Source organism: Pseudomonas sp. WS 5411, from assembly GCF_012985595.1.
GTDB classification, from domain to species: Bacteria; Pseudomonadota; Gammaproteobacteria; order Pseudomonadales; family Pseudomonadaceae; genus Aquipseudomonas; species Aquipseudomonas shahriarae.
Window position 1 is genome coordinate 134,254 of record NZ_JAARMC010000005.1, and the last position, 21,891, is coordinate 156,144.

The 21,891-nt window shown below is 60.8% G+C and carries 13 protein-coding genes; 6 read left to right on the plus strand and 7 right to left on the minus strand.

Going from position 1 to position 21,891, the window contains the following annotated elements; all coding sequences use genetic code 11:
• Positions 1 to 6: 6 nt before the first annotated feature.
• The 4 genes from HBR93_RS11055 to HBR93_RS11070 form a co-directional block, all read right to left on the minus strand.
• Positions 7 to 3,744, minus strand: coding sequence for a hypothetical protein (locus HBR93_RS11055; protein ID WP_169960334.1), 3,738 nt, complete (start codon positions 3,742 to 3,744; stop codon positions 7 to 9).
• A 608-nt stretch (positions 3,745 to 4,352) separates the two neighbouring features.
• Positions 4,353 to 6,581: a 1,4-alpha-glucan branching protein GlgB gene (gene glgB, locus HBR93_RS11060; protein WP_169960335.1), complete on the minus strand. Its 2,229-nt coding sequence runs from the start codon at positions 6,579 to 6,581 to the stop codon at positions 4,353 to 4,355.
• Between the two features lie 146 nt (positions 6,582 to 6,727).
• Positions 6,728 to 10,042, minus strand: coding sequence for a maltose alpha-D-glucosyltransferase (treS, locus tag HBR93_RS11065; protein WP_169960336.1), 3,315 nt, complete (start codon positions 10,040 to 10,042; stop codon positions 6,728 to 6,730).
• A gap of 153 nt (positions 10,043 to 10,195) precedes the next feature.
• Entirely contained in the window at positions 10,196 to 12,169 is a 1,974-nt protein-coding gene (locus HBR93_RS11070; RefSeq protein WP_115128257.1) for an alpha-1,4-glucan--maltose-1-phosphate maltosyltransferase, read from the minus strand.
• A gap of 501 nt (positions 12,170 to 12,670) precedes the next feature.
• On the opposite strand from HBR93_RS11070, the gene HBR93_RS11075 reads away from it, so the two are divergent.
• A complete protein-coding gene (locus tag HBR93_RS11075; RefSeq protein ID WP_169960337.1) occupies positions 12,671 to 13,807 on the plus strand; it encodes a M10 family metallopeptidase C-terminal domain-containing protein in 1,137 nt (378 codons plus the stop codon).
• 321 nt (positions 13,808 to 14,128) lie between these two features.
• The gene (locus HBR93_RS11080; protein WP_162947732.1) at positions 14,129 to 14,287 is read left to right on the plus strand and encodes a hypothetical protein; all 159 of its coding nucleotides are present in this window, start codon (positions 14,129 to 14,131) and stop codon (positions 14,285 to 14,287) included.
• A 10-nt stretch (positions 14,288 to 14,297) separates the two neighbouring features.
• On the opposite strand, the gene HBR93_RS11085 is transcribed toward HBR93_RS11080, so the two are convergent.
• On the minus strand, positions 14,298 to 14,792 hold the full coding sequence (locus HBR93_RS11085) for an MgtC/SapB family protein (protein ID WP_057444089.1): 495 nt from the start codon (positions 14,790 to 14,792) through the stop codon (positions 14,298 to 14,300).
• A gap of 119 nt (positions 14,793 to 14,911) precedes the next feature.
• On the opposite strand from HBR93_RS11085, the gene HBR93_RS11090 reads away from it, so the two are divergent.
• The 4 genes from HBR93_RS11090 (at position 14,912) to HBR93_RS11105 (ending at position 18,803) form a co-directional block, all read left to right on the plus strand.
• Entirely contained in the window at positions 14,912 to 15,151 is a 240-nt protein-coding gene (locus HBR93_RS11090; RefSeq protein WP_057436618.1) for a DUF3203 family protein, read from the plus strand.
• A gap of 195 nt (positions 15,152 to 15,346) precedes the next feature.
• Positions 15,347 to 16,762 carry a cytochrome c oxidase accessory protein CcoG gene (gene ccoG, locus HBR93_RS11095; protein WP_057436620.1) on the plus strand — a complete coding sequence of 472 codons (1,416 nt, stop codon included), beginning with the start codon at positions 15,347 to 15,349 and terminating at the stop codon, positions 16,760 to 16,762.
• 73 nt (positions 16,763 to 16,835) lie between these two features.
• The gene (gene mapR / locus HBR93_RS11100) at positions 16,836 to 18,245 is read left to right on the plus strand and encodes a GntR family transcriptional regulator MpaR (RefSeq protein WP_057436622.1); all 1,410 of its coding nucleotides are present in this window, start codon (positions 16,836 to 16,838) and stop codon (positions 18,243 to 18,245) included.
• Positions 18,246 to 18,443: 198 nt separating this feature from the next.
• Positions 18,444 to 18,803: a hypothetical protein gene (locus HBR93_RS11105; protein WP_225923789.1), complete on the plus strand. Its 360-nt coding sequence runs from the start codon at positions 18,444 to 18,446 to the stop codon at positions 18,801 to 18,803.
• Between the two features lie 18 nt (positions 18,804 to 18,821).
• On the opposite strand, the gene HBR93_RS11110 is transcribed toward HBR93_RS11105, so the two are convergent.
• Positions 18,822 to 19,568, minus strand: a complete 747-nt coding sequence (locus HBR93_RS11110) for an SDR family oxidoreductase (protein WP_169960338.1) — start codon at positions 19,566 to 19,568, stop codon at positions 18,822 to 18,824.
• Positions 19,569 to 19,655: 87 nt separating this feature from the next.
• Positions 19,656 to 21,737 (minus strand): EAL domain-containing protein, encoded by a 2,082-nt coding sequence (locus HBR93_RS11115; protein WP_169960339.1) that lies wholly within the window; start codon positions 21,735 to 21,737, stop codon positions 19,656 to 19,658.
• Positions 21,738 to 21,891 lie beyond the last annotated feature (154 nt).

Sequence of the window (21,891 nt, forward strand, 5' to 3'; positions counted from 1 at the left end):
AACGGATTATTGGAACACCTGGGCTTCACCATCGACGGTGGCGCTTATCCAGCGTGGGTCCATGGGGTCGCTCCACACCGAGCGCGGCGGCGTTCCTCCATCGCTGATCAGGATGCGCCTGCCAGACTGGCTCCACTCCTGCATCCGCGCCTTGAACTGGGCCGGGTAGTCTGCCGCCCGGCAGGTGATACCGGCCCAGGGGTCGACGACCCATGCCTGATCCCACTCCGGCCCCACAAACCCTTTACTGCGGGGCTGGCCCGGGGGCCCGCCGACGACCGCGAAGGTATGTCCTTTGACTTGCGCGATACGGGCATTGCCGCCACTGGCATTGATCGTATCAACGGCGACCTTGGCCATCTGGTCACAATTGCCGGCGCCGGTCTTCAGGACCATTTCGGAATAATTGGGCGCACCCGTGCGGGTGTACAGCCAACCCACCACTTCTGTGGCCGTGGCGTTGCGCGTGGCCTCGCCGGCAAGCCCGGGCACCTGTTGATTGGCTGAGCGAATGCCCGTGGCCTGGAACTGCTCGTCAACCGCTTTTCTCGCACCTTCTGCATACACGCGATTCTGTTGTTCCGCCGGCAACTGGGCGAAGTCAGCAGGCTTGTTGATCGGCGCCAGGCGGATCGGTTTGGCCGCCACTACCACATGTCCGGGGTTGTTTCCCGATGCGTACACCGCCATCAGGACTTCGCGTTGTTTCTCGGGGGACAGGCCTTGCAGTACGCTGGCAAGATGGTTGATTTCGGCAGGTGACATAGGCTCGTCGGCGACGATTTTCTTGATCAGCGTCTCCAGGCTGGGCAGTACCACCAACTGATTGTCCGGGAGCCCCTGCGCCGCGAAACCGTAGATATCCTTGTATTGGTCGTAGAACTTGATGAATTCGACATCCAGCGCATCACTGCGGGTCATCCGGTGAAAATCCAGTTGCCCGTTGCCTGTCAGCTCAGCGTAATAGTGCACGCCGGTATCAGCCTCGACCACCACGTACTGGTGGCCATTATGGTTGACCTTGACCCCCCTGATGACACGCTGGTCATTACTCAGGTCGCTGATCGCATCCATCTTGACCACCACCGTTTCCTGGTTGATCGCCCGGGGCACACCAAAATCGTCATAGCCAAAATCCGCTTCGTTGACCACGCTGCCGGTCGTGCGAGGTTTATAGGTCACAGGTCCTACACTCGCCATCGGTAGTAGCTCCTGGTTGCCCGCCTCATTGACGCGGTAACGACGGTGCTCATGGATGACCGTGCGCGGCCCTTTTCCTGGGCCGGCCCGCGGAATCAGTCGTCGATGCTCGAGTGCTTGTGCGTCCTGGAAGACCGGCGTGCCTCCTGGCTCGATCTGTTTGGTGTAGCACAGGTCATTCAGGTCCCGCTTGGATCGCCGGCCCCCGCCGCCACAGGTCATCACCAACCCTTCAAGCGGCTCGGTATCCTCCGGGCCGCCCAGTTTGATCAGGCTGTCGGGCTTTTTCGGGTTGTAGCGATAGACATCATCACCGATAACCAGGTCGCTGTACGTGTGCCGATGCAGGACTCGGACCTGGTCACCGGAGAGGCCTTCGGGGACCCGCAAGGTCAGGCCTTGCGCGACGGGCCTGGGGGTCAGGGGGATCTTCAGGGTAATGTCGTAGCGGCCTCTGCCGGGCAGTTTAAGGAAGCCGGATTGCTTGACCTTGGCAATACCGGCCTGGAGATTGCTCAGGCCCGCGCGCCCAGACTTCATGAGCCTGCCCCCCAGGCCATTGATCGCGGGCATCACCGGGTCAAGCGGGTTGAGATTGTGCGCCACGGACACCGCGAACTTCTTCACCAGGGGCAGAAATTTTGGCAGCAGTGCCCTTACGCCAATCTTGCCGGCCGTGGACAGGAGGCGCACCGAGCCCGCGGCAAACTTGCCCGCCGGCCCGGCGAAGGTCAGCAGGCCATCGACCACCAGATCCTTGATGCCCTCCTTGGTATTGCCTTTGACCAGGTTTTCGATGCCACTCCAGAACGGAACAACCATCTGACCGACGCCTTTGACCCGATCCCAAAAGGCGTCGTCGTTTTTATGGGCCGCGCTTTCCCGGGCCGGGTCCGACTCCGCCCACTGCTTGAGCGTGGTTTCATCGACATAAAACAGATCCGTGGTAATGGCCTTGGCGATCTCCACTGAGCGTTCGGACGCCAGGGTGTGCGGCACCGCACCTGTCGATGGATTGCTCGCCGCTGAAAAATGCGCGAGCTGTTGCGGGACCACGATGGAAAAGCTCTTGGGTTTGGGGCCTTTGCCGGCCTTGTAATCCGCCCACTGTTGCTTGAACTCGGCCCTGCTGTCGGGGCGGGTGTGGCGGACTACCAATTCTTCAGAAGGCTCACCCTCAGCGGAATGGTCAATTGAAATGAAATCCTTGCCATAGCGTTTATCGGTGGGGTTGTAGGACTCCAGGATCGGCTTCAAGTCGTCGCGCCGCCGGGCGATACCCTTGACCGGATTCACTTCGTAGTAGCTTGTCTCGCCCTTGTATTTGGCTTTGAGAATAAACGCCGGGCGTGTGACAGCGGCCTTTTTCTCCTCGGCGGTTTCATTGGGGCCGCCGGGTTTTGTCCGCAGGGCATACAGCGTTACGTCACCCCGTTCGATCGCCTCGCGGTCCTTTAGCGGCAACTGGGTCAACTGGCTGCGGACAAGCGTTCCGTAGGCAACCTTGGTATCGGCCAGGTATTTGTCAAACGCCCCCTGGAACTGGCCTTCATCATAAACAGGGTATTGATAGTTGACGTCCGAGGGGGTGATTTTCTCACCACTCATGTGCCTGTACAGGGCAAAAACAGGACTGATCAGGCTCAGCACCTCGGTCCGGGAAGTGCCCTTCTGCATCCGTTCGAAATAGTCTTTGCGCATCGGCACATCGGCCGCCATCTGTTGGGTTGCCGCGACCACGCTATCGATATGGGCGTCCAGTGCAGTGGCTGCCTTATTTATATCTTCCTGCGAATAGCTTTCCTTCTGTGGGAGCACCCCTTGCGTCACCGCCCACGCCAGAACCGCCGGGGTACGGGTCGAGGTTATGAGCGCCCACTCACCGTCCGTTGTAGCTTGCTCGCTGAGCTTGCCAGGCAGATCGACCAGTTGTTGAAAGCCCATGCGCCGCGACGAGCCCGGCGCGATCGTTTCAGCCAGACTGACGCCTTGCTGGAAGTTCACCCACACCGCCGACCCTCGGTAAGGTAGATCCGCTGGCGTATCACGCACGGCAAAGTCGGGCGGGAACTGGGGTTGCAGAATATAGGCCGCCAGATGGGCCTGATCCCCGGAAAGCTGCCGTGAATCGACCAGGTGGTTCCTGAACGCGGACTTTATCGACGGGTAGCTTTGGCCCCACTGGTCACTCGAGGCCAGATTAAAGCCGGCAACCTGCCCGGGTTGGCGCGTCTGCAGCGGGTCCAGACTCAAGGCCAGGGCCTTGAGCAACAGCTTGACCTTGACTTCGGGCGTTATGACGCCATCCAGGGGGAACTCGGCCCCGCCCAGGGTTTTTAACAACTGCTGAACCCGTTCATTGGCCTTGGGCGATTTGAGTAGCAGCTCCAGCACGGCGGCCGGCGTGCCCTGGGCTTTTTTCAGGGCCTGGGGTGGGAGGTCTTCGGTCAGCTGGCTGAGCAACGGTTTTTTGTACTTGGCCTCTTGCTCGGCAACCCAGGCCTGGATAGCGGGCTCATTGCGCTTGTCCAGCAAGCCATCCATGTCACTGTACGGATCATCCAGGCCCAGGCTGATTTCGCTACGCGCATCTTGCGCAGCGTCAATCGCCGCTTGCACCTGCTCGGGTGTCTTGGGGTTGGAGGGTACTATCCCGTAAAACGCGAGCATGTTATCCAGCCGATTGGTCCCCGGTTGGGTCGAGCCATTGGCGGGTATCAGCGGCGAGTCTTTGTTGAGAAACAAGCTTTTATTGACGACGGCATTCGGGGTTTGCAGCGCGTGCAGCACCCGTAGTATTTCGTCCAGATCACCGAGCTTTCCCCGCACTTGCGCCTGGTGTGAGGGAGTCGCTTGCGCAGGCGGTTGCACCAGCGTCAGGCCGGCACTGCCTTCGCTAGGTGGTGGCGTGTCGGAGCGTGACAAGGTGGCAGCAGCAGGCGCAAATCGTGTGTTGAGGTGGACAGGCGTCATGATGGTTCGTCTCTGGCAGTGATACACAGGCACAGCGACGAAACGAAGGGGGACTGGGAAACTGCGCCTGATCGCTGACATCCTTGTGTGGCGCACACGTAAGAAAATGTTCCAGACGGTTTGGTAACAGCGTTGGTCAGGCCACCGTGGTCAAGCCACGATGGCCATGCGACGCGCCTTTACTCCTGGCGCAGAATCAGGACCCCCAGTGGCGGCAGATTCAACGCCAGCGACACCGGCTGCCCATGGTGCGGCTCGTCGAGGGTGAACACTTCACCGCCGTTGCCGTAGTTGGAACCGGAATAGGTGTCGGCATCGCTATTGATCACCTCCTTCCAACTGCCGGCAAACGGTACTCCCACCTTGTACGCCTCGCGGGGCACCGGGGTGAAGTTGGCCACCACCAGCACCGGCTTGCCGTCCTTGCTCCAGCGCAGCCAGGCATACACGCTGTTGATTGCATCGTCGCCAATCAACCACTGGAAGCCTTGCGGTGCGTCGTCTTGCTCGTGCAGGGCCGGCTCTTCGCGGTACAGGCGATTGAGGTCGCCCACCAGTTTCTGCACACCCCGGTGTTCCGGGTACTGCAGCAGGTACCAATCCAGTTGCTGGTCGTGGTTCCACTCACGCCATTGACCAAACTCGCAGCCCATAAACAGCAGCTTCTTGCCCGGATGCATCCACATAAAGCTCAGGTAGGCCCGCAGGTTGGCGAATTTTTGCCACCTGTCGCCGGGCATCTTGTCGATCAGCGAGTGTTTGCCATGCACCACCTCATCATGGGAGATCGGCAGCACAAAACGCTCGGACCAGGCATACACCAGGCCGAAACTCAGCTCATTGTGATGATGGGCGCGGTACACCGGGTCCTGCTGGATGTAATGCAGCGAATCGTGCATCCAGCCCATGTTCCACTTGTAGTTGAACCCCAGGCCGCCCTGCTGGGTCGGCTGGCTGACGCCAGGCCAGGCGGTGGATTCCTCGGCGATTACCAAGGCGCCGGGAGCTTCCAGAGCCACTACATCGTTGAGGTGGCGCAGGAACTCTATGGCTTCGAGGTTTTCGCGCCCACCGTGGCGGTTAGGCACCCACTCCCCAGCCTTGCGTGAGTAGTCGCGATACAGCATCGACGCCACCGCATCCACCCGCAGGCCATCAATATGGAAGTGCTTGAGCCAGTGCAATGCCGACGCCAGCATAAAACCATGGACCTCGGTACGCCCCAGGTTGTAGATCAGCGTGTCCCAGTCCTGATGAAAGCCTTCCAGCGGGTTGCCGTATTCGTACAGCGCGGTGCCGTCGAACTGGGCCAGGCCGTGGGTATCGGTAGGAAAATGCGCCGGCACCCAGTCGAGAATGATGCCGATGTCCGCCTGATGGCAGGCGTTGACGAACGCGCCAAATTCGTCGGGCGAACCAAAGCGTGCGCTGGGTGCAAATTGCGACAACGGCTGGTACCCCCAGGAACCACCGAACGGGTGCTCCATGATCGGCATCAGTTCGATATGGGTAAAACCCAGTTGCTGCACATAGGGAATCAGCCGCTCCCCCAGCTCGCGCCAGCCGTATTGGCGCGACACTTCGCCCAACTCGTCCAGCTCGCATTGCCAGGAACCGACGTGCAGTTCGTAGATTGACAGGGGCGCACTCGGCGCCTGGCGTTCGCCCCGGGCCTGCATCCAGGCTTCGTCCGACCACGCCACTTGCAATGGCGCGGCGACCTTCGACGCCGTGTCGGGCGGTAACTGGGTGGCCAGGGCCATGGGATCGGCCTTGAGCGGCAGGATCCCGGTGGCGCCGAGAATTTCGTATTTGTAGGCCGCGCCCGGTTGCAGGCGCGGGATAAAGATCTCCCAGACCCCGGCGGGATGCCGCAGGCGCATCGGGTGGCGGCGCCCGTCCCAGATATTGAAGTCGCCCACCACCGAGACCCGCCGGGCATTCGGCGCCCACACGGCAAAGCGCACGCCCTGGATGCCATCGACGCTCGTCACTTGGGCGCCCAGGCAATTGCTCAACTCACGGTGATTGCCTTCGGCAAACAGGTACAGGTCCATTTCCCCGAGCAACTGGCCGAAGCTGTAGGGGTCTTCGGTGATTTGCTCGCCGCCGGCCCACTGGATCTTCAGCAGGTAACTTTGGCGTGTAGAGAAATGCCCGACAAACAAGCCGGGAACCGGGGTGGCATCCAGGCTGCCAAGCCCGTCGCCGCTGTCACGGGCCAGCACCTCGACACTCAAGGCCTCAGGCAGGAATGCGCGGATAACCTGGCCGCCCTGCTCATCATCGTGGGGGCCGAGGAGCGCAAACGGATCCGGATGTTCGGCGCGCACCAGGGCTTCAATATCCTTGGGTGCCGGCATGACCGCGAATTTCGATTGCAGCGGTTCTTTATGTGTAAAGCTCATGATTTCTCCCACCGCTTGTGACACTAAGGATCAAATGTGGGAGCTGGCTTGCCAGCGCTGGCGCAGTGTCAGCTAACGCCGCCATCGTAGCCTGGCGAAAGCTCGACAACTCCTACATTCGATCTGCTTTGTTTTGACGTACGCCTTTAACGCCCGTCCAGCAACCCGTGCAATCCGCGCAATGGCACTGCCAGCCAGGTCGGGCGGTTCTCTGCCTCGTAGGCCACTTCATACGCCGCCTTCTCCAGGCTGAACAATGCGAGAGCCGCTTCTGCCCCTTTGGCATCCTGCCAGTCATGCGCCAGTGTAGACGTAGCCTGTTGATACGCCTGGATAAATGCCTGACGCGCTTCAGTCAGGTAGCGATCTACCACGCGTTGGCGCGAGGCATCGGTATCGGCCGAGTGATCCAGCCCTTGCCCTTGCACATTCAGGGCCATGGCGGCGGCGTAGTCGAACGAACGCAGTACGCCGCTGACGTCCTTGTACGGGCTGTGCTTGCCCCGACGCTCGTGCAACGGCCGCGCGGGCTCGCCCTCGAAGTCGATCAGATAGGCATCGCCCTTGACCACCAGGACCTGGCCCAGGTGCAAATCCCCATGGACCCGGATGCGCAAGCCGCCCACCGTGGCTTTTGCCAAGGCCTGCACATGGCTGGCAATCGCCTTTTTCTGTGCCAGCAGTTGAGTGACCAACCCCTGGTCGGCGGGGTTCAATTGGTTTTGATGCTGTTTGAGCAGTTGCAATGCCCGCTCGATCTGCGCGCCCACCTGCTTGGCCCAGCCCTGGCTGTCCTTGACGGTAGTGACTTCGGGCTGGAAGTCCGGGTTGGTGGTTGGCGCGGCCAGCACGTTGTGCATTTCCCCCAGCCGTTGCCCGAGCAGCCCGGCGAAATCCGCCAGTTCGCCGAGGGCGTTGTAGTGCTGTTCCTGTTCGGAAATCGCTTCGGCCAATTCATCGCGTATCGCCCGCTCCAGGTTGTTCTGGGTCCAGCCCCAGGCATCGCCCTGATTGCTGAGATAGCCCTGGGCAATCATCAACAGGTTGTCCTGGCCTTCGGCATCGCGGCGGATCACCGAACCCAGCAACGGCGAGATATGCGCGTAGCCGGCGGCGGTCAGGTAGGCGCCCATTTCCAGTTCCGGATGAATCCCGGTGCTGACCTTGCGGATCAACTTCAGCACCAGGCTTTCGCCGACCACCACTGAACTGTTGGACTGCTCGGCCGCCAGGTAACGCACTTGCAACTGGTCGCCCAGGGGCAAGTCGGGCAATTGTGGGGTCGGCTCGAAACGGATCTCCCCATCGCTGCTGGTAAGCACGGTCTCGGCGCGCAGGCCCTCGATCACCGCGCGGATGAAGCTGTCGAGGCTGAACGCATCGGTGATCAGGCCCACCTGGCGCACCCGGCGTACCCGTGCCAGGGCCAGTTGCTGCGGCAAGGCGCTGCTGAACTGATCTTCGCCCAGCAGGCCGAAGGGCAACTGATAACGGCTGGTCTGCCCGCCGCTGGTCACTTCAATCTCACTGAGCAGCACCGGATGCTGGGCATCGCCAAAGCGCACGCCATAAGCGATATGCACGCGGTCGATGGTTGAGTCCTTATTGGCGAACCAACGCCGATTGGCCAGCCAGCTGGGCAGTGAAGTCTGCTCCAGAGTGGTGCGGCACGGCGCTTCGAGCAATTCTTCGAGGCGTTTTTTCAGGACCAGGGTGGTGAAGTCCGGCAGACTCTGGGCCGGCTCCACATGCCAGCTGGGCATCTGGTTTTCCGCGGCCAGCACAAACCAATAGAAGCCGTACGGCGCCAGGGTCAGCAGGAAATTCAGCTGACCGATGGGCGGGAAGGCATTGCCGCCGAGCATTTCCACCGGAACCATGCCGGCAAAGGCCGACAGGTCCAACTCCGCCGCCTGGGCGGTACGCGACACGTTGGCCACACACAGGATGATTTCCTGTTTGCCGTCGACGCCGGTGTATTCGCGGGTGTAAGCGAGGATCCGGCGGTTGCTCGGCGAGAGCATTTTCAGGGTGCCGCGCCCGAACGCCTTGGACTGCTTGCGGATCGCCAGCATGCGCCGCGTCCAGTTCAGGAGGGAATGGGGGTCCTGGGCCTGGGTTTCGACGTTGACCGACTGGTAGCCGTAGAGCGGGTCCATGATCGGCGGCAGCACCAGGCTGGCCGGGTCGGCGCGGGAAAAACCACCGTTACGGTCGATGGACCATTGCATCGGCGTGCGCACGCCGTCGCGGTCGCCCAGGTAGATATTGTCGCCCATGCCAATTTCATCACCGTAATACAGGGTCGGTGTGCCAGGCATGGACAGCAACAGGCTGTTGAGCAGCTCGATGCGGCGGCGGTCGCGCTCCATCAAGGGCGCCAGGCGTCGGCGAATCCCCAGGTTGATGCGCGCGCGGCGATCGGCGGCGTAGTAGTTCCACAGGTAATCGCGTTCCTTGTCGGTGACCATTTCCAGGGTCAGCTCATCATGGTTGCGCAGGAAAATCGCCCATTGGCAGTTCGCGGGAATTTCCGGGGTCTGGCGCAGAATATCGGTGATCGGGAAGCGATCTTCCTGGGCCAGGGCCATGTACATGCGCGGCATCAGCGGGAAATGGAAGGCCATATGGCATTCGTCGCCGTCGTCGCCCTTCTGGTCGCCAAAGTACAGCTGGGTATCTTCCGGCCATTGGTTGGCTTCGGCCAGCAGCATGCGGTCGGGGTAGTTGGCGTCGATCTCGGCACGGATCTGCTTGAGCACATCGTGGGTTTCGGGAAGGTTCTCGTTGTTGGTGCCGTCGCGCTCGATCAGGTAAGGAATCGCGTCCAGGCGCAGGCCGTCGATGCCCATGTCCAGCCAGTAGCGCATCACCGACAGCACGGCCTTCATGACTTGCGGGTTGTCGAAGTTGAGGTCCGGCTGGTGGGAATAGAAGCGGTGCCAGAAGTACTGGCCGGCGACCGGGTCCCAGGTCCAGTTGGACTTTTCGGTGTCGAGGAAAATGATGCGGGTGCCGTCGTATTTCTGGTCGTCATCGGACCACACGTAGAAGTCCCGGGCACTGGAGCCAGGCTTGGCCTTGCGCGCGCGCTGGAACCACGGATGCTGGTCCGAGGTGTGGTTGATCACCAGCTCCGTAATCACCCGCAGCCCGCGCTTGTGCGCCTCGGCGATAAAACGCTTGGCGTCGGCCATGGTCCCGTAGTCGCTGTGCACACCACGGTATTCGGCAATGTCATAGCCGTCGTCACGGCGTGGCGAAGGGTAGAACGGCAGCAGCCAGATGGTGTTCACGCCCAGGTCGGCGATGTAGTCGAGTTTGGCGATCAGCCCGGGAAAATCCCCGATGCCGTCGTTATTGGAGTCGAAATAGGATTTGACGTGAACCTGGTAAATCACCGCGTCCTTGTACCAGAGCGGGTCTTTGATAAAGGTGGCAGCCTTGGGTTTCTTCGCCATTGGAAACTCCTGGGAAATTAAAGAAAACTTACAGACTGGACTGGATCAATGTATGCGGGCTTGCCCGCCATAGCGCTGGATCAGTTGATGGATACTTGACTGGCACACTGCCATCGCGGGCAAGCCCGCTCCCACAGTTGATCTGCATCCGACTCAAGGCTGGGTTACGCGCCAGATGCCAAATGGCATATGGGGCTCGATGCGCATCCATTGGGTCTTGCCGTACCAGGTCCAGCGATGGCCGTTCATCAGGTCTTCGCCCTGCACCTGGGCATCGTCCGGCAGGCCCATCTCCCACAGCGGCAGCTCGAAATGCGCCTCCTGGGCGTTGAACGGGTCGAGGTTGACGGCGACCAGGATGAAGTTGCTGCCATCCTCGCTGCGCTTGCCGAAGTACAAGATGTGGTCGTTGAACGCGTTGTAGAGCGTCAGGCCCAGGTGTGTCTGCAGCGCCGGGTTTTGCCGGCGGATGCGGTTGAGTTGGGCAATCTCGGCAATGATGTTGCCGGGGGCGCTGAAGTCCCGGGGGCGGATCTCGTACTTTTCCGAGTCCAGGTACTCTTCCTTGCCCGGCACCGGCGCGCTTTCACACAGCTCAAAACCCGAGTACATGCCCCATAGGCCCGAGCCCATGGTGGCCAGCGCGGCACGGATCAAAAAGCCGGGGCGCCCGGACTCATGCAGAAAGCCCGGGTTGATGTCCGGCGTGTTGACGAAAAAGTTCGGCCGGTAGCATTCACGCCAGGGCGACTGGTTCAACTGGGTGAAGTACTCACTCAATTCGGCCTTGGTGTTGCGCCAGGTGAAATAGGTGTAGCTCTGGGAATAACCGACCTTGCCCAGTCGCGCCATCATCGCCGGGGTGGTGAAGGCCTCGGCGAGGAAGATCACTTCGGGGTGCTGGGCCCGTACGTCGCTGATCAACCATTGCCAAAATGGCAGCGGCTTGGTGTGAGGGTTGTCGACGCGGAAGGTCTTGACCCCCTCCTCGACCCAGCCCAGCACGACATCACGCAACTCCAGCCACAGGCTGGGGATCGCATCGGCGGCATAGAAGTCGACGTTGACGATGTCCTGGTATTTCTTCGGCGGGTTTTCCGCATATTTGATCGTGCCGTCCGGGCGCCAGTTGAACCAGCCGGGATGCTGCTTGAGCCAGGGGTGGTCCTGGGAACACTGGATGGCAAAGTCCAGGGCGATCTCCAGGCCGTGCTCGGCGGCGGCCGCTACCAGGCGGCGGAAATCCTCGCGGGTGCCCAGTTGCGAATGGATGGCGTCGTGGCCGCCCTCCTCGCTGCCGATGGCATACGGGCTGCCGGGATCCTCGGGGCCGGCGGTCAGTGAGTTGTTCTTGCCCTTGCGGTGACTGCGGCCGATCGGGTGGATCGGCGGGAAGTACAGCACGTCAAAGCCCATGTCGTGGATCATCGCCAGGCGCCCATGCACGTCATTGAAAGTGCCATGACGCGCCGCATCGTCGGTGATCGAGCGCGGAAACAGCTCGTACCAACTGGCAAACAGCGCCTGGGGCCGTTCCACATCCAGTGGATACACTGGGCTGATACTCAGGTAGGGGCGCAAATCGGCCTCGGCCATCAGCTGTGCACTGTGTTCGTGCAGAAACAACGCGACCTGCTCGGTTTCCAGCAGCCCGGACAATTGTTGATGCAATTGCTGCAAGTGCTCCTGCAGCTCACCTTCACTGCGTTCAGCGGCTTGCAAGACCTGCTGGCGACCTTCCTGCAGCTCCAGGCTGACGGGAACCCCGGCGGTGTGTTTCTTGCCCAGTTCGTAGCAGAAACTGGCGAAATGGTCGATCCACGCCTCGATGCAATATTGGTGCGGGCCCTGCAGGGTGACGTCGAAAGTGCCTTCCCAGGTGTTGTTGCCCTTGTCTGCCATGACCTCGCGATGCCAGTTGTCTTCACTCAGCGACCGCCAGCGAATCAACACGGCCAACTGGTCATGGCCGTCGGCGAACACCTTGCTGGTAACGTGGATGGATTGCCCTTGCACGGCCTTGACGGCGAATGCGCCGGCATCAATCACCGGCATCGTGTCTTCAATGGCGATCCTGGGCAGCAACAGTGCCTGGGACAGTGGTAATCCGGGTATTTCAGCCGTCATCGAGCATCTCCCCTTACGCCCCATGGACGCTCTTGTGCTTGATTGTCAGTGCTGCAGGCGGGCTCTTCCTGAGCCGGCCACATAAGGTCCGAGCCCGGTGGCTCGCGGAAAGTTCAGATGGATGTGCCGCCCGCCGGGCGGGAATCAATCGGTCGTGCCGATTGTCCCCGATACAACAAAGCACAAAGGAGGCCATACCGATGAGTATCCCGATCCCGCACGAACCCCAGAGCCCAATATAGACAAGCCACCACTGCCGCCCACTGAGCCAGTGCCGATTCCCGAGCAGGAGCCACCTGAAAACCAGCCACCACCGATGGAGGACCCACCGCAAACCGCGCCACCGGTCGTCGCCTGAAAAGCGTCGCTGCTTGCCCGCGATCGGGCAAGCATTAGAGATACGTCCTACCAACCAGCCCGAAAGCACTGAAGTCGATCGCCCTCGCCCGAAGATAGGCTGACTTGCGCATGCATCACGTCAAACCCATGCGAGGGCTCATCATGTCAATTCAACCCGCTAATCATCAGCCGTACCGACCTATCACGTCGCTTCCTGAAAAAGTGCCACTTAATCATTCTCAAGAGATTCTGCGCTTGCTCAAGGCCGGCCCAAGTGCCCCCTCACGAACAAAAACGCCTGACAGACCGCGTCAGCAGCCAACGCCTACCTCACAGTTCAAAACCACGCGCCAGCCTGACGCAAAGCCTGCCGAGCGTGGCTATCCCTCCCGGCAGTCCGAGGCCGCCACTGCACAGGCCAAGCCTCGCCCACAAACGCCTGACGCAGGCTCTGTAATAGCCGACAAAGTTGGCAAGTTATTGAACCGCGACAGTGTCATACAAATGTTGCGCGAGCCGTTTTCCATGGAGACCAGGAGCCGTCTCAGCGAACTGCGCACGTTGTTGAGCCCGGCCAATATCCGCACGATGCAGAATGGCCCCAATGCCGCCGGAACGATCAGGCAACTCAACGAATTCAAGACATTCTTGAGCCAAACAAACCTCGAGCATCTGCAAGATACTGCGGCAGCCGTGGAGGTCCCTGGGTTGAGTAAGAATGAAATCAGATCACGCATGAACACCGGCGACCCCGAGGCGGATTTCAGGGCCAGCCAGGAAGTCGAGCAAGAGTTGCGTCTGGAGGAAGTGAATATCAAGCAGCGCAAGCGCGATAGCGCAGGCACCGCCAAGGCCCTTTCCGGCCTCGGCCAATCATTGAACGCACTCCCCCAGGACACGCCAACGGATGAGACACCGTCCCAGGCAAAGCCAACACCGGAGAATAACCCGCCGATACAGACAACCCAGACACCCCAGCCCAGGGACAATCCACCTGCCCAAGGCAGCAGCCAAACCTTCACCTTCGGCAATATTGGCGAATCGATCCTGGCAGCGCCGAGCGAAGTCATGAACTTTGCCCACGGCCGTGACAAGCTCGATGTCTCGGGAGTTCGTGCCCAACTGGGTAATAAACCCCTTAACCTGGTAGAGAACTTCTCAGGCGCCAGCGGTGAAATGCAGATTCACTACCTGCCGGGTACCCACACAAGCGTGGTGATGATCGCCGGCGATCCCGGGAGGCCACCGTTCGTGGTCAAGGTGTTTGGTGAAGTGACCTACAGCGATCTGGTGACCTGAGCAGGCGGCGGTGATTAAAGGGCCGCACAGGTGATTCGGTGATTTGACTGACCTGGATCAGCACGCCCTGCGTGCTGTTGATCCAGGCACCGGCCCCGCGGCTTGCGGGGGCTGATGAGCGAAAGACCATGAGCTAATCCGGGTAGAACGCTCTTGTGCGTGATTGTCAGTGCTGCAGGCGGGCTCTTCTTGAACCGGCCACATAAGGTCCGAGCCCGATGGCCGGCGGAACGTTCAGAGGGATGTGCCGCCACCGGGCGGGAATCAATCGGCCGTGGCGGTTGTCCACCGATTGAGCAAAACACAAACGAGGCCACCGCGATGAACATCCCGATTCCTGCTGAAACACCCGACCCGAATATTGATACACCGACCTTGCCGCCGACCGAGCCTGCGCCGATTCCCGAACAGGAACCGCCGGAAAGCGTGCCACCGGCAAAGGAAGAACCGCCTACGACTATGCCGCCGGTTATCGTGTAGGAGCCCGAAGCTAAGGCTTGTCTAGTAGTTTCACAATCCTTGGCATCACGCTGAACACCAGTAGCGCCAGCACGGTGCTCAGTACCGCAGTGGACTCCTTGCCCAACCCCGCCGCCACCCCGATGGCGGCGGTCATCCACAGGCCGGCTGCGGTGGTCAAGCCCTTGACGTGCTGGCCAGTGTCCTCCTCCTTGCCCTTGAGAATCGTCCCCGCGCCGAGGAAACCGATACCGGCGATCACCCCCTGCACCACCCGGCTCATGGCGTCTGCCTGGGAGCCGGACATCTGTGGCACCAGCACAAACAAGGCTGCGCCCATCGCCACCAGCATATGGGTGCGCACACCGGCGGCCTTGCCTTTCTGTTCGCGCTCAAAGCCCAGGATGCCACCCAGAATCGCGGCGATCAGCAGGCGTAGGGTGATTTGCGTCAGTTGCCGCGCATCGCCGATATCGGCGAATTCGCTTTGCAGGGTTTGCCAGACTTCTTGCCACCAGGCGTCCATGGTCCTGTCCTTTTCATGGGAGATAGAAGATGGACAGCAACGACCGCCAGTCAGTTGCGCCGAACCATTGGCCCGCGTGCATCACCTAATGAACAGCACCGAACAACCAGGAGAAGACCATGCCCGTACGTATCGAAAACCAGACCTGCTATTTCAAGACCGACGACAACGGTGAAGAACAACGCTGCAGCGTTTTGGAGGTGACGGTGATTACCGACAGCGACAAATCCATGTCGGCGGTCGAGATCGACGGCCAACGGATCTACATCACCGAAGCCGAGGCGGACGCCTTGACCGTCGCAGGTGCCATTGACGGGCGCAAGCACCTCAAGGCCAGCACCGGTGATTCGGTGATTTGATTGACCTGGATCAGCATGCCTTGCGTGCTGTTGATCCAGGCACCGGCCCCGCGGCTTGCGGGGTGCTGCACATTGTCGCAGCGGCGCGCTAAAAACTCATCTGATCCGCTTTTTATGGTTTTACCTGAGTCTGTTATGCAAACAGATCGCGGCCCATAGTTCATCCGCCTGATGGAGGCTGATGAGCGAAAGACCATGAGCGATAGAATCCCCGTCCGATTAGTAGAAAATTTCGAGCCTGCACATCCAAAGAAGATGAAGGCCAAATCCAGCGACAACCTGATTCACACCCGCAGTTTCACCGGCCTGTTCCGGACCTTGCGCATAAGCGGTGCAGGCTTTCTGTTCCTGGCGTTTTTTGGCACCGTGTGGCTGAACTGGGACTCACGCCAGGCGGTGTTGTGGGACCTGGCTGAAAGCAAGTTCCATATTTTTGGCGCAACCTTCTGGCCCCAGGATTTCATCCTGTTGTCGGCGCTGTTGATCATCTGTGCCTTCGGGCTGTTTGCCATTACGGTATTTGCCGGCCGCGTCTGGTGTGGCTACACCTGCCCGCAAAGCTCGTTTACCTGGCTGTTCATGTGGTGCGAGAAAGTCACCGAAGGTGAGCGAAACCAGCGGATCAAGCTGCAGGCCGCGCCCTGGAGCGTGAATAAACTGGCGCGCCGCGCCGCCAAACACACCCTGTGGCTGGCAATCAGTGTGCTGACCGGCTTGACCTTTGTCGGCTATTTCACCCCGATCCGGCCCCTGGCCGAGGAGCTGCTGACCTGGCAGATGGGCGGTGTCAGCCTGTTCTGGGTGCTGTTCTTTACCGGCGCCACCTACATCAACGCCGGCTGGCTGCGGGAAGCGGTGTGCATGCATATGTGCCCGTATGCACGGTTCCAGAGCGTGATGTTCGACAAGGACACCCTGACCATTTCCTACGACGCCGCCCGTGGCGAAAGCCGTGGCCCGCGCAAACGCGATGTGAACCCGGCCGATGTGGGTCTGGGCGACTGCATCGACTGCCACTTGTGCGTGCAGGTCTGCCCCACCGGCATCGACATCCGCGATGGCCTGCAGATGGAGTGCATCGGCTGCGCCGCCTGCATCGACGCCTGCGATTCGATCATGGATAAAATGGGTTATGCCCGGGGCTTGATCAGTTACACCTCCGAACATCAGTTGCAGGGTGGCAAGACCCACCTGCTGCGGCCACGCCTGATCGGCTACAGTGCAGTGCTGCTGGTGATGATCGCCGCCCTGGTGATGGCACTGGTGCAACGGCCCATGGTCTCGCTGGACGTCACCAAGGACCGTGGCATGTTCCGGGAGAACAGCCAGGGGTTGATCGAGAACATCTACAGTTTGAAGATCATCAACAAGACCCAGCAGCGCCAGGATTACCGCGTGCAACTGGTGGATGGTGAAGGCTTCCAGCTACAGGGCAAGACCGAGATCAGCCTGGCGCCCGGAGAGATCACGGATGTGCCGGTGTCTGTGGCGCTGACCCGTGACAAGCCGACCAGCAGCTCGCAAACCATCCGTTTCAAGGTAACGGATATCGACGAGCCAAGTGTTTATAGTGTCGCCGACAGCCGTTTTGTCGCGCCGCTGAACCGCTGACCCACGCAATCCCCCTGTGGGAGCAGGCTAGCCCTCTCCCACATTTTGACCGCTGTAGAACATTAGGATCACGATGAAACGCTACGAGAAATTTGCCGACGACATCGCTGAACTGATCCGCTCCGGCGTCCTCGGGCCGGGCCAGCGGGTGCCGTCGGTGCGCTATGCCAGCCAGACCTATGGCGTCAGCCCCTCCACGGTGTTCCAGGCCTATTACCTGCTGGAGCGCCGCGGCCTGATCCGGGCGCGGCCGCGCTCCGGGTATTTCGTCAACACCCACGCGCCCAGCCCGTTTTCGGAGCCGGCAGTCAGCGCCCATGTTCACGAATCCACCGAGGTGGACGTCAGTGAGCTGGTGTTCTCGGTACTGGATTCGATCAAGGATCCGCAGACCGTGCCCTTCGGCTCGGCCTTCCCCAGCCCGACGCTGTTCCCCCTGCAACGCCTGGCCCGCTCCATGGCCAGCGCCAGCCGCGAAATGGACCCGCGCATGGTGGTCACGGACATGTCGCCGGGCAATCCGCAACTGCGCCGGCAAATCGCCCTGCGCTACATGGTCGGTGGCTTGATGCTGCCCATGGAAGAGCTGCTGATCACCAACGGCGCCCTGGAAGCGCTGAACCTGTGCCTGCAAGCGGTGACTGAGCCTGGCGATCTGGTGGCCATCGAAGCCCCGGCGTTTTATGCCTGCCTGCAAGTGTTGGAGCGCTTGAAGCTCAAGGCCGTGGAAATTCCGGTGCATCCGCGTGATGGCATTGACCTGAAGGTGCTGGCCCAGACCCTGGAGCGCTACCCGATCAAGGCCTGCTGGTGTATGACCAGCTTCCAGAACCCCATGGGTGCGACCATGCCCGAGGCCAAGAAGCAGGAGCTGGTCGAGTTGTTGCGCGGGCACCAGGTGCCGCTGATTGAAGACGATGTGTACGCCGAACTGTACTACGGCCAACAGGCGCCCAAGCCGGCCAAGGCCTTCGACACTGAAGGCCTGGTGATGCACTGCGGCTCCTTCGCCAAGAGCCTGGCCCCGGGCTATCGCGTGGGCTGGGTTGCGGCAGGCCGCTACGCGCAAAAGATTGAACGTCTGAAGCTGATGACCTCGCTCTGCGCCTCGATGCCGGCCCAGGCGGCCATTGCCGATTACCTGCAACACGGCGGCTACGACCGCCACCTGCGCAAATTGCGTTATGCCCTGGAAGAACAGCAAAGTGCCATGCTCGCGGCCATCGCCCGTTACTTTCCGGCGCAGACCCGGGTCAGCCAGCCCGCCGGCGGGTATTTCCTGTGGCTGGAGCTGCCGGAACAGACCGACTCGCTGAAACTGTTCCAGATGGCCCTGGCCCAGGGCATCAGCATTGCACCGGGGCCGATCTTTTCGCCGACCCAGCGTTTTCGTAACTGTATCCGTCTGAATTACGGCAGCCCCTGGGATGAAACAGCGGAAAAGGCCATGGAGACGCTGGGGCGGATTGTGCGTTCGTTTTGAAAAACGCCTTGAAATAGATCAGCTCAACGGTGCCGTTGGACCGCGTGATTGCGCGGTTTAGCATTCGCCTCTTTTCACTCAAAAAAGAGAGGTGCCATGAACAATGTCCTACCACCATTTTTTCATTTTCCATTGCCCATCCCGCCCAACTACATGCGGGTCGCAGAACAGCGCGCAGTTCGCCGACTGACTGGCCCCATGGGGCGCCCTGCAGGGGATCACCGTTCGGCGGAAAGGATTATCGAACAGAGTGCAGTGTTGACGGACTACGTCGACGGTAACGATCGCTGGCAATTGGACCGGGATCTCAAGCGGCATCTGGGCGACTGGACACAAGCCAATCCGGACCCGGACGCTCGCGCCAACGCCGCCTACGATCTGGATAAGGTGTTGCGCTTCATTGATAACCTGGACGAGTGCAAGCTCGACGGTAGTGAGGAGCGCAACGGCAAGATAGACGGTTTTTCCGAAAGGGGTGTGGTCATCCTGCACAACTCCGAGGCTGACCGCCTGGACCAGTTCGCCCGCAAAGGCTACTCGGTGCTGCCCACCTTTTGACGCGTTACGGCAGGCCTGCTAGCGGCCGCCCCCCAGGTCAATAAACGTCCCGGTGGCGTAGGACGCCTTGTCCGACAACAGCCAGACAATCGCTTCCGCCACTTCATCCGGGCGCCCGCCGCGGGCCATGGGAATGCCGGACTCAAGCTTGCTGACCCGATCCGGGTCGCCGCTCAGGGCATGGAACTCGGTGTAGATGTAGCCGGGGCGCACGGCATTGACACGAATCCCCTCGCCCGCCACTTCCTTGGACAGGCCAACGGTGAAGCTGTCCAGCGCGCCCTTGGACGCCGCATAGTCCACATACTCACCGGGCGCGCCAATGCGCGAGGCCACCGACGAGACGTTGACGATGCTGCCACCCTGCCCGCCATGTTTGGGCGACATACGCAGCAGCGCATGCTTGGCACACAGGATCGGCCCCAGCACGTTGGTCTTGAGGACTTTCAGGATACGGAATTCGGACATCTCATCGACCCGTGATTTATGCCCGACGGTCCCGGCATTGTTGACCAGCGCGGTGACGCGCCCCAGTTCGGCGTCGACGCGGTTGAACAGGCTGATCACTTCGTCTTCGATGCTGACATCGGCGCGCACCGCAATGGCCTGGGCACCGAGTGCGCGCACTTGCTCCAGTACCCGCAGCGCGGCGGCTTCATCGGACTGGAAATTGATGCAGATGCGATAGCCCTGTCGGGCCGCCAGCAAGGCTGTGGCGGCGCCGATCCCACGACTGCCACCGGTGATGATGACGACTTTGTCCATGCGTAGTGACTCCCCATTCAACCTGAGCTGTTGGATCCAAGAATACCTGCGCCTGCCAGGTTTTGCATGGACCGGGGTCAATTGATCTCACGGTGGGGTCAAGCGCTCCCTGGCCACGATGGAGCTCATAAAGGTATCCGCCGGCAGTGGCTGGCCCAGCAGGAAGCCTTGCAGCGAGTTACAGCCCAGGCGCGTGAGGAAATCCTGCTGCATGTCGGTCTCGACCCCCTCGGCAACGATGCGCAGGCCCAGGGCCTGGCCCAGGGCGACAATTGCCGAGACGATGGCGGCATCGTCGCTGTCGTGCTCCAGGTCGCGCACAAAGCCACGGTCGATTTTCAGTTCATTGGCCGGCAGGCGCTTGAGGTACATCAGGCTTGAGTAGCCGGTGCCAAAGTCGTCAATGGACAAATCCACACCCATTTCCGAGAGTTCCTGCAACACCCGCATGCTCGCATCGGCATCGCTCATGGCCGTGGTTTCGGTGATTTCCAGGGTCAGGCTATTGGCCGGCAACTGGTGGCGCTGCAGGGCGTTGGCCACACTGGTGACCAGCCCGGCATGGCAGAACTGCAGGGCCGACAGGTTCACCGCAATACGCCAGTCCCGGTACCCCTGGGCAAACCACACCTGCATTTGCCGGCACGCTTCGTTGAGCACCCAATCGCCGATGGCGATGATCACCCCGGTTTTTTCCGCCAACTCGATAAACTTGTCCGGCAGCAACAGGCCGTGTTGTGGGTGCTCCCAGCGCAACAGGGCTTCGGCACCGATGGCGCGACCGCTGAGGGCGTCGAACTTGGGCTGGTAGTACAGGCGCAGCTGCTGTTGCTCAACCGCCTTGCGCAAATCCTGCAACAGTTGCAGTTGCTTGCGCGCATTGGTGTTCATTGACACATCAAAAAAGCTGTAGCCGTTCTTGCCCATGCTCTTGGCGTGATACATCGCCGCATCGGCATTCATCAACAGTTCCTGGGGCGTTGCGCCGTTACCGGGGAACAGGGCAATGCCGACACTGGCGGAGATGCTCAAGTCATGCTCGGCTACGCGGAACGATTGGTTGATCAATCCCACCTGGCGTTCGGCCAGACGCAGCGCATCGTCGGGCTGGCTCAACTGCACCAGCAACACGAACTCATCGCCGCCGATCCGCGCCAGGGTGTCCTGGCTGCGCAGGTCTTCGCGCAGGCGCAGGCCCACCTCGCGCAGCAATTGGTCACCCAGATGATGGCCAAAGGCGTCATTGACCGGTTTAAAACCGTCGAGGTCGATAAACATCAGAGCAAAACACCCACCTTGCTCCGCGACCAACTGGGTAGCCTGCTGAATGCGATCGGCCAGCAGCGTACGGTTTGGCAGGCCGGTCAGCGTGTCGTGCAGGGCCAGGTGGGTGAGTTCCTGGTTGGCCAGGCTCAAGGAGTCGGCCAACACGGCGGTGCGTGCTTCCAGGCGCGCATCGAGCAAGGAGGTCAATAGCGCGAAGGCCAGGATTGCCAGGGTGGTCACCAACACTAGATTGTCCAGGCCGGTGCCGCTCAGGCCATCCACCGACGCCCCGCAAAAACTGCCATCGGCAAAACGCGCCGCCGCCATGCCGGTGTAATGCATGCCGACGATGGCCACGCCCATCACCACCGCCGCAGCGCTCCGTGCCAGGCGTACATAGGGGGTGTTGCGCCGCAGTTTGAAGGCAATCCATAAGGCGGCGGCCGAGGCCCCCACGGCAATCAGCAATGAGGCGGTGAACAAGGTGGGGTCGTAGTCGATGCCCGGCATCATGCGCATGGCGGCCATGCCGGTGTAGTGCATGGTGCTGATCCCCGCCCCCATGATCAAGGCGCCAAACCCCAGTTGCCAGGCCGGCAGACGCGGTTGGTTGACCAGCCACAGGGCGAAGCCACTGGACAGGACGGCGATCAACAGCGACAGCGCCGTTATGCCCATGTCGTAGCCCAGGGCAATGGGCAGGCTAAACGCCAACATCCCGATAAAGTGCATCGACCACACGCCAATCCCCATGGCCAGGGCGCCGCCGGCCATCCACAGGTACACAGCCCGGCCCTTGGCGGTGGCAATCCGACCGGTCAGGTCCAGGGCGGTATAAGACGCCAGGATGGCCACAAACAGGGAGATCAGGACCAACGCGGGGGAATAACTGCCGGTAAGCATGTGACGTCTCATGGATGACAATGCGAACGGCGTCCGTGCCGGGGAAAAGTCGGGGGATTGTAGCGAGAGTAATTCTCGTACAGGTGGAATATTGTCACAAGGCCATTACTGAAAATGTATGGCCTGGGGAGGGGCGAAACTACAGCCTGTGGAA

What these genes read in the sequence shown, in the direction of transcription:
- glgB (WP_169960335.1), bottom strand. Translation starts at nt 6,581, where the DNA reads ATGAGCTTTACACATAAAGAACCGCTGCAATCGAAATTCGCGGTCATG.
- HBR93_RS11115 (WP_169960339.1), bottom strand. Translation starts at nt 21,737, where the DNA reads ATGCTTACCGGCAGTTATTCCCCCGCGTTGGTCCTGATCTCCCTGTTT.
- mapR (WP_057436622.1), top strand. Translation starts at nt 16,836, where the DNA reads ATGAAACGCTACGAGAAATTTGCCGACGACATCGCTGAACTGATCCGC.
- HBR93_RS11090 (WP_057436618.1), top strand. Translation starts at nt 14,912, where the DNA reads ATGCCCGTACGTATCGAAAACCAGACCTGCTATTTCAAGACCGACGAC.
- HBR93_RS11110 (WP_169960338.1), bottom strand. Translation starts at nt 19,568, where the DNA reads ATGGACAAAGTCGTCATCATCACCGGTGGCAGTCGTGGGATCGGCGCC.
- ccoG (WP_057436620.1), top strand. Translation starts at nt 15,347, where the DNA reads ATGAGCGATAGAATCCCCGTCCGATTAGTAGAAAATTTCGAGCCTGCA.
- HBR93_RS11080 (WP_162947732.1), top strand. Translation starts at nt 14,129, where the DNA reads ATGAACATCCCGATTCCTGCTGAAACACCCGACCCGAATATTGATACA.
- treS (WP_169960336.1), bottom strand. Translation starts at nt 10,042, where the DNA reads ATGGCGAAGAAACCCAAGGCTGCCACCTTTATCAAAGACCCGCTCTGG.
- HBR93_RS11055 (WP_169960334.1), bottom strand. Translation starts at nt 3,744, where the DNA reads ATGGATGGCTTGCTGGACAAGCGCAATGAGCCCGCTATCCAGGCCTGG.
- HBR93_RS11075 (WP_169960337.1), top strand. Translation starts at nt 12,671, where the DNA reads ATGTCAATTCAACCCGCTAATCATCAGCCGTACCGACCTATCACGTCG.
- HBR93_RS11070 (WP_115128257.1), bottom strand. Translation starts at nt 12,169, where the DNA reads ATGACGGCTGAAATACCCGGATTACCACTGTCCCAGGCACTGTTGCTG.
- HBR93_RS11105 (WP_225923789.1), top strand. Translation starts at nt 18,444, where the DNA reads ATGGGGCGCCCTGCAGGGGATCACCGTTCGGCGGAAAGGATTATCGAA.
- HBR93_RS11085 (WP_057444089.1), bottom strand. Translation starts at nt 14,792, where the DNA reads ATGGACGCCTGGTGGCAAGAAGTCTGGCAAACCCTGCAAAGCGAATTC.